This is a genomic window from Janthinobacterium sp. GW822-FHT07H11 (assembly GCF_058798615.1).
This window is the reverse complement of the sequence record NZ_CM179507.1, coordinates 3657976-3670211: the sequence shown is the minus strand read 5'-3', so window position 1 is coordinate 3670211 and position 12236 is coordinate 3657976. Positions and strand designations below refer to the sequence as shown.

The following is a 12236-nucleotide window of genomic DNA, read 5'->3' as shown; positions in this document are numbered from 1 at the left end:
ATATCAGATCAAGAGTTTCATGACACAACACTATCAACCGCGCTTCATCACCTTCGAAGGCATCGATGGCGCGGGCAAGTCCACGCATATCGGCTTTGTCGCCGACTACCTGCGGCAGCGGGGCGTGAGCCTCGTCTCGTCGCGCGAACCGGGCGGCACCAGCCTGGGCGAAAAGCTGCGCGAACTGCTGCTGCATGAAAAAATGCACCTGGAAACGGAAGCCTTGCTGATGTTCGCCAGCCGCCGCGAACACATCGCGCAAGTCATCGCGCCCGCCCTGGCGCGGGGCGAATGGGTCATTTCCGACCGGTTCAGCGATGCCAGCTTCGCCTACCAGGGCGGCGGCCGCGGCATGGATTTACGCAAGATGGAGCAGCTCGAAGCGTGGGTGCACCCGCATTTGCAGCCGGACATCACTTTCCTGTTCGACGTGCCGCTGGCCGTCGCCCGTGCCCGCCTGGACGCCACGCGCGCGCTGGATAAATTCGAGCAGGAGCAGGCCGATTTCTTTGCCGCCACGCGCAACGAATACCTGCGCCGGGCAGCCCAGTTCCCTGGGCGCTTCCGCATCATCGATTCCACGCAAAGCATTGCCGACATTCAAGTGCAGCTGGCAGAATTGCTTGATGTATTGCTCGAGCAAAGTGCTGTAACACATTGATTGACAAAGAATAATATGACCAGTTCCCTCTATCCCTGGCAACAGGACGCCTGGCAGCAATTGCAAGCCTTGCGCCCGCGCATGCCGCACGCCATTTTGTTCCATGGCGCGCAGGGCATCGGCAAGGCCGATTTCATCGAGCATTTCGCGCAAGCGCTGCTGTGCGAAGACGTGCGCGCCGACGGCCATGCCTGCGGCGCCTGCGCCTCGTGCGGCTGGTTTAGCCAGGGCAACCATCCCGATTACCGCAGGGTCCGTCCGGAAGCGCTGGAAGACGAGGTGGCGGACGACGGCGAAGAGGGCGAGGGCGCGAAGAAAAGCGCCAAGACCAAGACGCCGTCGAAGGACATCAAGATCGAGCAGATCCGCAACCTGGCCGACTTCATGAATATCTCCACGCACCGGCAAGGCTTGCGCGTGGTGGTGCTGTACCCTGCCGAGGCGCTCAATACGCCCGCCTCGAACGCCTTGCTGAAGACCCTGGAAGAACCGCCGCCGGGTACCTTGTTCCTGCTGGCATCGAACAGCCTGGACCGCCTGCTGCCGACGATATTGTCGCGCTGCCGCAAGTTCGCCCTGCCCATGCCCAGCCACGAGCAGGCCCTGGCCTGGCTCAAGGCCCAAGGCTTGAACGATGCGGACAGCTGGCTGCGCGAGCAGGGCGGCGCGCCGCTGGCGGCGCTGGCCCAGTCCGAGTCGGGCGGCCGCGAGGAAACGGAACAATTGTTGCAGGTGCTGGCCAATCCGGGCGTGGAGGCGGCCCTGAAGGCGGCCGATAAATTGCAGAAGGCGCCGCTGGCGCCGCTGGTGGCGTCCCTGCAGCGCTGGCTGTACGACGTGTTTTCCGTCAAATTATCGGGCACCATACGCTACTACCCGCGCCACCGGCGCGAGCTGGAAGCGCTGGCCGGGCGCATCAACGTCAGCCGTTTGATGGCCGCCATCAAGTCCGCGAACGCGCGCCGCGCGATTGCCGAACACCCCTTGTCACCGAAGCTGTTCCTCGAAGACATGTTGCTCGAGTACGCAGCAAGCTGCCAATAAAATCAAGGGCTTGCATCGCCAAGTTAATCCGGATTGTCTGGTTCTTGGCACGCTGGGAACTTAGCCGCAGGCGCGCGTGCAACTGCGGTATTGCACTTCGCACGCTTGCTGGCGTTCGGCGCGCCGGGCGCGGAAAGCCTGGGCTTCGGTGGGGCGCAGCTGCTCCGCTGGCGCGTCCGCATTCCTGCCGGCCGCGACGTAGGGGTTGCTGCTGGGCTTCATCGACAGGACGGGGCTGCTATCATTTTCCGTGGCGCCTTGTGCCTGCGCGCGGCAATCCTGGCGCGCCGAGGCGCAGATGGGCTGGCACAGGCCGGTCTCGGCGGCAGGCTTGGGCGCGTCGCGCCTGTCCTGGGCATGCGCCGGCTGCGCCAGGCAGGCCAGCAGCGTGAGTATCAGGGGGCCGGCAACTTTTAACATCGAACACTCCAGGTATGCGCACGCCGCCCCATGGCTGCGCGTCAGCAGGCAACTATACATCTTGATAACGGCTTTGCCTACCGTCCATGTCTGATTGCCACCTCCCGTGCCCGGTGTTACAGTCAAGGAATGGGACAGCTACGGAGGCGTGCATGAAACGGGTCACTGGCATCGGCGGCATCTTTTTCCACGCGCAAGACCCGGCCGCGCTGCGCGCCTGGTACCAGCGCCACCTGGGCCTGGACGTGCAACCGTGGGGCGGCGCCGCCTTCACCTGGGCGGACGCCGACGGCAAGCCGGCGGGCGGCACCACCATCTGGTCCGTCGCGGCCACAGACAGCGACCAATTCGCGCCCGGCAAGGCGTCCTTCATGATCAATTACCGGGTCGACGACCTCGATGCGCTGCTGCAGGCGTTGCGGGACGAGGGCTGCCAGGTGCTGGAGAAGGCGCCCGACTCGGAATACGGCCAGTTTGGCTGGGTCATCGATCCCGAGGGTAACAAGGTGGAGCTGTGGCAGCCGCCGGAAGGGCAGTAGGCGCGGCAGTAGGCGAAACCTGCGCCATTCAGAGATAATACCGGCTCAGATCACCACCCTATCTATTTATGCGCGACATTATTGCTGGATTTCTACGCTTCCAAAAAGAGGTTTTTCCTGAGCGCCGCGAGCTGTTCAAGACCCTGGCGACGGGACAAACGCCCAAGGCCCTGTTCATTTCCTGCTCGGACAGCCGCATGGTGCCGGAACTGGTGACGCAGCGCGAGCCGGGCGAGCTCTTCGTCATCCGCAACGCGGGCAACATCGTGCCTTCGTACGGGCCGGAGCCGGGCGGCGTCAGCGCCACGGTGGAATTTGCCGTGTCGGCCCTGAACGTGAGCGACATCGTCATTTGCGGCCACTCCGACTGCGGCGCCATGAAGGCGATCGCCACCTGCGCCTGCCTGGAGCACATGCCGGCCGTGCGCAGCTGGCTGCACCATGCCGACGCGGCGCGCATGATCAACGAATCGGTCGACCATCCGACGGAGCAGTCGCGCATCGACGGCATGGTGCGCGCCAACGTGGTGGCGCAACTGAACAACCTGCGCACCCATCCCTCGGTGGCCCTGGCCATGGCACAGCACCGGCTGACCCTGCACGGCTGGGTCTACGACATCGAGAACGGCTCCCTCGATGCGCTCGACGAGTCCACCGGCAACTTCGTTCCGCTCGCCGAACACCCGGCCTCGCAGCTGTAGCCGGCCAAAAGCATCCGAACCGCCCCGGCAGGGGACGCGCGCCGCCGCTGTTCCCCTGCCAGTTTTTGCACGCTCCGGTACAATCCCGCCTTATGTATATCGATTCCCATTGCCATATCAATTTCCCCGAGCTGGCCGCTCGCATGCCCGAGATCCTCGCCAAGATGGCCGAGAACAAGGTCACGCACGCGCTGTGCGTGTCCGTCGACTTGCCGGACTTCCCGCAGGTGCTGGCCCTGGCCGAGCAGTATCCGCATATTTTCGCGTCCGTCGGCGTGCATCCCGATTACGAGGATACGCCTGAACCGTCGGTGGAAGACCTGGTGCGCCTGGCCGACCATCCGAAGATCATCGCCATCGGCGAGACGGGCCTCGACTATTTCCGCCTGACGGGCGACCTCGAATGGCAGCGCGAGCGTTTCCGCACTCACATCAAAGCTTCAAGAATCACGCGCAAGCCCTTGATTATTCACACAAGAGCGGCCAGCGAAGACACCATCCGCATCATGCGCGAAGAGGGCGCGGGCGTGGCTGACGGCGGCGTGGCCGGCGTCATGCATTGCTTTACAGAATCGCTGGAAGTGGCGCGCGCCGCCATCGACATGGGTTTCTATATCTCGTTTTCCGGCATCGTCACGTTCAAGAGCGCCAAGGATTTGCAAGCCGTGGCGCTGGAAGTGCCGATCGAGCGCATCCTGATCGAGACGGATTCGCCGTATCTTGCGCCCGTGCCCTTCCGCGGCCGCATGAACGAACCGGGCTACGTGGCCCACGTGGCGGAATACCTGTCGACCCTGAAAGGCATCCCTTTGGCCCAGGTGGCGCAGCAGACGACGGATAATTTCTTCAAATTATTCAACCAGTTGCCATAACTTCTTAAGGTTAATGATGATGCGACAACTTGCCTTGGCCGCCATGCTGTGCTGCGCGGCCGCCAGCCACGCGGCGCCGGATCCGGACGCCTTCTTGCGCGCCGTGTCGGTGGACAATGCCAGCGGCGTGCGCGACATGCTGGCCGAAGGCGCCGATCCCAACCTGGCCGACGCGCAGCGCGGCGATATCGCCCTCGTGCTGGCCTTGCGCGACGATGCGGACAAGGTGTTCCAGGTCTTGCTCGATGCGCCAGGCATCGCGCTCGATGCGCGCTCGGCCAATGGCAATACGGCGCTGATGATGGCGGCCTACAAGCACAAGCAGGCGGCCGTGGAAGCCTTGCTGGCCAAGGGCGCCAAGGTCAACCAGAGCGGCTGGACGGCGCTGCATTACGCGGCATCGGCCGGCGACCTGCCCATCATGAAGATATTGCTGGACCGCGACGCCGTGGTCGACGCGCGCGCGCCGACCAATATCACGCCGCTGATGTTTGCCGCCCGCGAAGGCCAGGAAGGCGCCGTCAAGCTGCTGCTGTCCTGGGGCGCGGACGCCAACCTGAAGAGCGACCATGGCTGGACGGCCGAGCAGTTTGCGCAGGCCGCCGACAAGCCCGGCGTCGCCGCCATCATCGCGGCGGCCCGCAAGGCCCGCGCGGCGCGCAAGTAGGCGGCCGGGCGATATCGCAACGATATCGCTTTGACAATCATTTCTGCCAGCGTCAGAACTGGCACGCAATTGCCTCTCATCTCAGCCCTTTGTTCTTGCGACTGATTAACGATAATGATCTCGTCGCATTAATCAGGAGATAGGTCTCATGGGCAATCCAATCCACGCCAGGCGCCGGCTGTACTGTCGCCGCCCCTCGCGCAGCCCCTGCGATATCACTGCTTTCTGGAACGACAAAACCGATCGGCCATCGGACCGAGACTCCAAGAGGACAGACATGCTGAATGAACGAGAAATCGAGAGTTGTTACCTGGGGCAATTTATCCCCGTCCATTACCACCACAATATGCTGATGGACCAGAACCGCATGCACGGCTTCAAGTCGGCGATCGATTACGCGGTCAAGCCCGGCATGAAGGTCCTGGAACTGGGCGGCGGCACGGGCGTGCTGTCGTGCTTTGCGGCCGCGCGCGCCGACAAGGTCTGGTGCGTGGAATTCAATCCCGACATGGTCAAGGAAGCGCGCAAGATGCTCGCGCTCAATGCCAACGGCGAAAAAGTGGAAGTCGTGCATGCGGATGCCTTCGAATACCTGCCGCCCGAGCCCGTCGACGTGGTCATTTGCGAGATGATCCATGTCGGCATGCTGCGCGAAAAGCAGGTCGAAGTGATCGAATCGTTCAAGCGCCGCTACCAGGCCCGCTTTGGCGGCCCGCTGCCGCTGTTCCTGCCGGAAGCCGTCATCATGGCCGTGCAGCCGATGCAGCAGGAATACGATTTCGAAGGCTTTTACGCGCCCATCGTGCAATTCCAGGAAACCACGGCCATTCATCCGGGCGTGCTGGAACTGGCGCCGCCGTCGGTCTACAGCATCATCGACTTTACCCAGCCGACCGATACCCTCTTCGGTTTTGACGGCAAGTTCGTCGTCGAGCGCAGCGGCACCCTGAACGCCTTGCGCTTCATCACCAAGAACATCCTGGCCGTGGTGCCCGAGCGCTCGACCACCATCGACTGGCTCAATCACTATATGTGCTTGCCGCTGGCCGCGCCCGTCGCCGTGAAGGCGGGCGACGTGCTGCAGGTCAGCTTCCAGTACCGCGCGGGCGGCTCGATACCGTCGCTGGAAGCGTCGATCCGCGCGCAAGTCATTTACGATGTCAACCTGCAACCGGTGATGCAGAACGCCGTCTACGCCTGAGTATCGTTAATTCCAAGGCAACGCCGCAGCGATTTCGTCCTGCGGCGTTTGTCCATTCAGGGTATATTTCGTCTTTTACCACCGGACAGCTTTACTATCATGGAACAGATCGATCAGCGTTACCTCGTGCAACAGAACAAAATCAGCGACGGCGAGACCAGGCCGCCCGTGTTTGCCAAGGTAATGCGCAGCAAGGAAGGCGTGTTTGAAGGCGTGTCCTTCATCAAGTCCAAGGACAAGGCCACCGTCATGACCATCGAGGACGCCAACCAGGCCATCCAATGGGCCACCAAGAAGAAGCCGAACGCGCACGAGTACGTCACGAAAGTCATTTGCGTCGGTCAGTAAGCCCCCGTTCATTCCCGGTTTTGCGCCGTTCATCCCCATAGCACGCAGTTCATCGCATGGCCGTTGCCGCCGCGGCGGCGCTTGACTATAGTGCTGTCACGGTAGCGGGGCAAGCGCGGCTTGCTCCGCACATTTCATTTGAGGGGGACGCGATGCTGGGATTCGTGCTGTGGTTGCTGCTCTTGCTGGTGTGCTGGCCCCTGGCCTTGCTGGCCCTCGTGCTGTATCCGCTGGCCTGGCTGCTGTTGCTGCCATTCCGTTTGATCGGCATCGGCGTGGACGGCGTGTTCGAATTGCTGCGCGCCATCGTCATGCTGCCGGCCCGCGTGCTGGGCGGCGGCCGGCGCTAAACCAGATATTTCCCATAAAAAATGGCGCCATTGGCGCCATTTTTGTTTGCCGTGCCGCTTACAGGTCGACCATGAAACCGGCGCCGATCGATTTCTGCGAATAGTTATAGTCGATCAAGCTCTGGCCATAGCCGGAGAACAGCTGCAGATAGCCTTTCAGGTTGGCTTTCAATGGGAAAGCCCAGCTGGCCTGCATGGACCCGTGCTTCTTGCTGAAATTGCGGCGCGCCGTCACCGCGTATTCATGGCCCTTGTTGCGGTAGCTTACGCGCAAGTCGCCATGGCCCAGGTAATCGGTGATGTCGATATTGTCATTGTCGACCGCGCTATTGTCGAGGCGGTGCCAGACGCGGGCCGTGACGGCCAGGTTGTCCTTCTCCATGCCCAGCTCGGCATACACGCGGTTCCAGCTGCGCGACAGGGTCGAGGTCTGGCCGTTCGACTGGTGCACCAGGCCGAAGTTCAGGTAATTGAATTCGATGCCGGCAAGATTCTTGTTGATCGGCATGACCAGCATGAGCTCGGGCTGGTAATTGGTCTCGCGGAAGGGGCTCGACGCCTTGCGGTTATACGCCTGCCAGAAACTTTGCTGCGTATAGCCGAACCACATGTCGATGGGGGTGCCGGCGATGTCTTCCAGCAGCTTCATCTTGAAGCTCAGCTGGAAGGTCAGTTCCACGTGCTGGCTCTTGATGCCGCCCGGCGTGAAATCCTGGAACGGTTCATCGTTCGATGCATCGCTGTAGTTGGCCAGCAGCAGATAGGTGTCGCGGTGCGGGCGGAAGTTGAACAGGCCGCGCTTCGAGGCGTCGTTCAATTCCCACGATTGCTGGGTACGCGAAATCGGCGCTTCCGGCGGCGCCGCGCCAGCCTGCGCGATGGCGGGTATGGCGGCGTTGACGGCTTCCGGCGTGGCCACGCCCGGCGGGCTGACAAACGTCAGGGGGGCCACCTCGGCCGCGGCCGCCAGGGCGACGGCCGCCGTGGCGGGATCACCACCGGCGGCGATGGTGGCCTTTTCCGCCGCCTTGGCCAGGGTGTCGAAGCAGCCCAGGCGGGCGCTGGCGTCGCCGAGCACGGCGCAACGCTGCATTTGCTGTTCCAGTTCGCCGGCCATGGCCAGCGCTGGCGAGACCAGCAGGGAGGAGAGGATTATTTTTCTTAGTCGGATAGTCATAGGCTGAGTGGGGCATGTCATTCGGTGCGCACCTGGGCTGGCATGCCGGCGGCGTCGCCTTACACGATACATTATCGTGTGTCTTGATTTTGATTAATCTTTGTTGAATTAATACATATGAAAGTATAGCGGAATACCAGAATTGCCCCGTTCGTCTGGCGTGCGCGTGCCTGCCGGTGTTGCGCGCATGGTAAAAACCGCTGCCCCGTGCCGCCCAAATCGATGTCTGCTACACTGGAAAACCGGTGCAGACACTGGCGCGCCGGGCTAGCCATGGAGATTGTGATGACCCGCAAAACACCTATCGAGCGCTACCGCAACATCGGCATCAGCGCCCATATCGACGCCGGCAAGACCACCACCACCGAGCGCATCCTGTTCTACACGGGGGTCAATCACAAGATCGGCGAAGTGCACAACGGCGCCGCCACCATGGACTGGATGGAGCAGGAGCAGGAACGGGGCATCACCATCACCTCGGCCGCCACCACGGCCTTCTGGAAAGGCATGGCCGGCAACTTCCCCGAACACCGGATCAACATCATCGACACCCCCGGCCACGTGGATTTCACGATCGAGGTCGAGCGTTCGATGCGCGTGCTCGACGGCGCCGTGATGGTCTACGACGCCGTCGGCGGCGTGCAGCCGCAATCGGAAACCGTCTGGCGGCAGGCCAACAAATACCATGTGCCGCGCATCGCCTTCATCAACAAGATGGACCGGGTGGGCGCCGATTTCCTGCGCGTGCGCCAGCAGATCGGTGAGCGCCTGAAGGGCGTGGCCGTGCCCATCCAGCTGCCCATCGGCGCCGAAGAGCATTTCACGGGCGTCATCGACCTCTTGAAAATGCGCGCCATCACCTGGGACGACGCTAGCCAGGGCGTGCAGTTCAGCTATGGCGAGATTCCCGCCAGCTTGCAGGCGCAGGCGCGGGAATGGCATGAGCATATGGTCGAGCACGCGGCCGAGGCCACCACGGAGATGACGGAACGCTACCTGAATGGCGACACCTTCACGGAAGCGGAACTCAAGCAAGCCTTGCGCGCGCGCACCATCCGCAATGAAATCGTGCCCATGCTGTGCGGCAGCGCCTTCAAGAACAAGGGCGTGCAGGCGATGCTGGACGCCGTCATCGAATACCTGCCGTCGCCGCTGGAAGTGCCGCCCATCATGGGCCACGACGAGCACGACAAGGAGGTGGAGCGCCATCCGGCCGACGACGAGCATTTTGCCGCGCTGGCCTTCAAGATCATGACCGACCCCTTCGTGGGGCAGCTGACCTTCTTCCGCGTGTATTCGGGCGTGGTGAACTCGGGCGACATGGTCTACAACCCCACCAAGAGCGCGCGCGAGCGGCTGGGGCGCATCCTGCAGATGCATGCGAACGAGCGCAAGGAAATCAAGGAAGTGTATGCGGGCGACATCGCCGCCGCCGTGGGCCTGAAAGCCGTCACCACGGGCGACACCCTGTGCGCCATCGACCACGTCATCGTGCTGGAAAAGATGATCTTCCCGGAACCCGTGATTTCCCAGGCCGTAGAGCCGAAGACCAAGCCGGACCAGGAAAAGATGGGCATCGCCCTGAACCGCCTGGCGCAGGAAGACCCGTCGTTCAGGGTGCATACGGACGAGGAATCGGGCCAGACCATCATGTCGGGCATGGGCGAATTGCACCTGGAAATTCTGGTCGACCGCATGCGGCGCGAATTCGGCGTGGAAGCCAATGTCGGCAAGCCCCAGGTGGCCTACCGCGAAACCATCACGCGCACGGTGGAAGATATCGAGGGCAAGTTCGTCAAGCAATCGGGCGGACGGGGCCAGTACGGCCACGTGGTGCTGAAACTCGAACCGCTGGAGCCGGGCACGGGCTATCAGTTCGTCGACGCCATCAAGGGCGGCGTGGTGCCGCGCGAATTCATTCCCGCCGTCGACAAGGGCATCATCGAAACGTTAAAGTCGGGCGTGCTGGCCGGCTACCCGGTCGTCGACGTCAAGGCGACCTTGACGTTCGGCTCCTACCACGACGTCGATTCGAATGAAAACGCGTTCCGCATGGCCGGTTCCATCGCCTTCAAGGACGGCATGCGCAAAGCGTCGCCCGTGCTGCTGGAACCGATGATGCAGGTGGAGGCGGAAACGCCGGAAGAATTCATGGGCAACGTCATGGGCGACTTGACGGCCCGGCGCGGCATGGTGCAGGGCGTGGACGACATCCCCGGCGGCGCGGGGCGCATCGTCAAGGCCCTGGTGCCGCTGGCGGAAATGTTCGGCTATTCCACCACCTTGCGCTCGCTGACCCAGGGCCGCGCCACGTACACGATGGAATTCAAGCACTATGCGGCCGTGCCCAAGCATATATTGGACCAGGTGGCATCGGCCGGTAAGGCCAGGTAGGCCGGATTAGCGGGGCAACGCCCCGCGTAATCCGACAACATTGTTGGCGAAGGCCGTTGGTGGTGGCGGGTTAAGCAAGGCTGGGGTCAGACCCGGCGGGTCTGGCCCCGGATGTCGTTTGAGTTCAACGGGCGGTTTAATGGGCAAGATTTTGCGCAATAATCGCATCGCCCATCTTCTCCGCCTCGTCCACGGGCTGGCTCAGCGCCTGGGTCGTGTAGAGCTACGGATTAGCGCCTAAAGGCTTCGCTAATGCGATGCGCGCATGCAAGGCATTGATCAACGCACGCTTGTCGAGCGGGCTGTCGGGCAGGACCAGGTCAGGGTAGACCAGTTCCGGCGTACGCGCACCGGACGGCCGGTCGAGAATGAAGCGCGGCACGATGACGCCCCATTTGCTGTTGGGCAGCACCATATGCTGGATGCCGCCGCTCTGCCGGGCGCGCGCGTAACCGCTCTCGCCTACCAGCGTGCCAAACTTGAAGTCCTGCATCGTGTTGATGAACAGGATGGACGAGGAATACGTGGTGCGGCCGATCAGCACATAGGTCTTGCCGGAAAAATGCAGCGGATTAGCCAACTCCGGTTGGTGCCAGGTTGCAATTTCACCGTGCACGATATCGCCGACCTTTTCGGTGCCGCTAGCACGCCCTTCGATCACTTTCTTTTCGTAGGTAGAACCGTGCCGGTAAGGTTTGTCGGCAAGGTAGCGCAGCAAACCCTCTTTCCACATGTCGTCGTCGCCACCGCCATTGTCACGGACATCGATCAGCAGGGTGCTCACCTTGGCGTCGCGCAATGTCGTGAATACCTTTTTGGTAAACGCATAAAACAATTCCTTGTCTGGCCACAGGAACGTGCCCACGGTCAGCAAGCCGACGCCGCCGGGCAGCATCTCGAATTGATACGCCTTGCTGAAGTCGGAGTCCTTGGAGGGCGGCAAGGCAACGGCGGCGCGGGTGATGCGTTGCGGCCCGGCCGGCGTGGCCAGCGTCAGGTCGAAACGGGCCGGCGTGCCATACGATTTCCAGTAGAAGCGCCACCAACGGCCGGAGAGCAGGTTTGCGCGCAGCGTGGCGTTGTCGCCGAAGGTGAGGGCCAGCAGCTGGCTCGTCACCTGGCGCGCGGGAACGCCGTTGATCGTTTCAATCCGCATCGACGCCAGTGCGCTGGGCGCACCGCCAACTTCCGCGCGAATGATCAATTCGCCGCTGACATTGACCTGTACCTCGAACGGGAAAAAGCCGCCTCCGGCAGCCATATGCGCGGCGGCGTCCGGACCAAAGTCGCCCATCGAGACTTGCAGGTGGGCGTCGTTATACACGGGGTTCAGCGCGCCGAACACGCGCCAGGCTTCATCGCGCGTCATCGGGGTTTGCAACTGTCGCTCCAGCTTCCCGTAAGCCTGCTCTAGCTGCGCCGGATCTGCAGAGTAGGCGACATTCGGGTGAGTTTTCTGGATCGATTTTTTCAGGAAGGTTAGATCTTCCTGCAACTGGATAACTGAAAGCAGAGGCGGGACGGGCGCGACTTCCGCCAAAGCGGGCGCGACTGTCAGCAACAGTCCCAACATCATAAGAAACGAACGGCATGGATCGCGCATTGAACAAAGACCTTTAAGAATGGTGCCTAATATATACACGCAATTTACATACCAGAAAGAAAATACTACACCATCCGGCCCAGCGCGCCGATTTGCGCAGGCCCGGCGCTTGTCCGCATGCGTCCGCATACGTCCTGCGGACGCTATCGGCAACGGGCTGACGTCTTCGCGGTTTGTTGGCGAATTGAATCATTTCGGCTCAGTGCCCCCGCCGAAAAAGTGATGCGGCCTATTCTGAGGCCGTATTGCATTGCCCGAT

At 62.1% G+C, this 12236-nt stretch carries 13 protein-coding genes; 10 read left to right on the top strand and 3 right to left on the bottom strand.

Annotation, left to right across the window (positions count from 1 at the left end; translation table 11 throughout):
* The first annotated feature begins 19 nt into the window (after window positions 1-19).
* Both tmk and AC3RCJ_RS16165 read left to right on the top strand, forming a co-directional pair.
* The gene (gene tmk, locus AC3RCJ_RS16170) at window positions 20-661 is read left to right on the top strand and encodes a dTMP kinase (protein WP_492958019.1); all 642 of its coding nucleotides are present in this window, start codon (window positions 20-22) and stop codon (window positions 659-661) included.
* 15 nt (window positions 662-676) lie between these two features.
* Entirely contained in the window at window positions 677-1705 is a 1029-nt protein-coding gene (locus AC3RCJ_RS16165; protein WP_492958017.1) for a DNA polymerase III subunit delta', read from the top strand.
* Window positions 1706-1765: 60 nt separating this feature from the next.
* On the opposite strand, the gene AC3RCJ_RS16160 is transcribed toward AC3RCJ_RS16165, so the two are convergent.
* Window positions 1766-2125, bottom strand: a complete 360-nt coding sequence (locus AC3RCJ_RS16160; protein WP_492958015.1) for a hypothetical protein — start codon at window positions 2123-2125, stop codon at window positions 1766-1768.
* Window positions 2126-2277: 152 nt separating this feature from the next.
* Here AC3RCJ_RS16160 and AC3RCJ_RS16155 point away from each other — a divergent pair, with 152 nt between their 5' ends.
* From AC3RCJ_RS16155 to AC3RCJ_RS16125, 7 genes are all read left to right on the top strand, one after another.
* On the top strand, window positions 2278-2664 hold the full coding sequence (locus tag AC3RCJ_RS16155; protein WP_492958013.1) for a VOC family protein: 387 nt from the start codon (window positions 2278-2280) through the stop codon (window positions 2662-2664).
* Between the two features lie 68 nt (window positions 2665-2732).
* On the top strand, window positions 2733-3365 hold the full coding sequence (locus tag AC3RCJ_RS16150; protein WP_492958011.1) for a carbonic anhydrase: 633 nt from the start codon (window positions 2733-2735) through the stop codon (window positions 3363-3365).
* A 92-nt stretch (window positions 3366-3457) separates the two neighbouring features.
* Window positions 3458-4237 carry a TatD family hydrolase gene (locus AC3RCJ_RS16145; RefSeq protein ID WP_332860070.1) on the top strand — a complete coding sequence of 260 codons (780 nt, stop codon included), beginning with the start codon at window positions 3458-3460 and terminating at the stop codon, window positions 4235-4237.
* Between the two features lie 13 nt (window positions 4238-4250).
* Complete coding sequence (locus AC3RCJ_RS16140; RefSeq protein ID WP_492964653.1) at window positions 4251-4904, top strand: ankyrin repeat domain-containing protein; 654 nt, start codon at window positions 4251-4253, stop codon at window positions 4902-4904.
* 277 nt (window positions 4905-5181) lie between these two features.
* Complete coding sequence (locus tag AC3RCJ_RS16135) at window positions 5182-6105, top strand: class I SAM-dependent methyltransferase (RefSeq protein ID WP_492958007.1); 924 nt, start codon at window positions 5182-5184, stop codon at window positions 6103-6105.
* Window positions 6106-6204: 99 nt separating this feature from the next.
* The gene (locus tag AC3RCJ_RS16130; protein ID WP_092797745.1) at window positions 6205-6453 is read left to right on the top strand and encodes a hypothetical protein; all 249 of its coding nucleotides are present in this window, start codon (window positions 6205-6207) and stop codon (window positions 6451-6453) included.
* A gap of 152 nt (window positions 6454-6605) precedes the next feature.
* Complete coding sequence (locus AC3RCJ_RS16125) at window positions 6606-6803, top strand: hypothetical protein (RefSeq protein WP_099374429.1); 198 nt, start codon at window positions 6606-6608, stop codon at window positions 6801-6803.
* Window positions 6804-6861: 58 nt separating this feature from the next.
* On the opposite strand, the gene AC3RCJ_RS16120 is transcribed toward AC3RCJ_RS16125, so the two are convergent.
* Window positions 6862-7980: a phospholipase A gene (locus tag AC3RCJ_RS16120; protein WP_492958004.1), complete on the bottom strand. Its 1119-nt coding sequence runs from the start codon at window positions 7978-7980 to the stop codon at window positions 6862-6864.
* A gap of 285 nt (window positions 7981-8265) precedes the next feature.
* Between AC3RCJ_RS16120 and fusA the strand changes: the two genes are divergently transcribed.
* Window positions 8266-10374 (top strand): elongation factor G, encoded by a 2109-nt coding sequence (gene fusA, locus AC3RCJ_RS16115; RefSeq protein WP_492958002.1) that lies wholly within the window; start codon window positions 8266-8268, stop codon window positions 10372-10374.
* A gap of 223 nt (window positions 10375-10597) precedes the next feature.
* Here fusA and AC3RCJ_RS16110 read toward each other — a convergent pair whose 3' ends face one another.
* Window positions 10598-11950 (bottom strand): S41 family peptidase, encoded by a 1353-nt coding sequence (locus AC3RCJ_RS16110; protein ID WP_492958000.1) that lies wholly within the window; start codon window positions 11948-11950, stop codon window positions 10598-10600.
* Window positions 11951-12236: the final 286 nt, after the last annotated feature.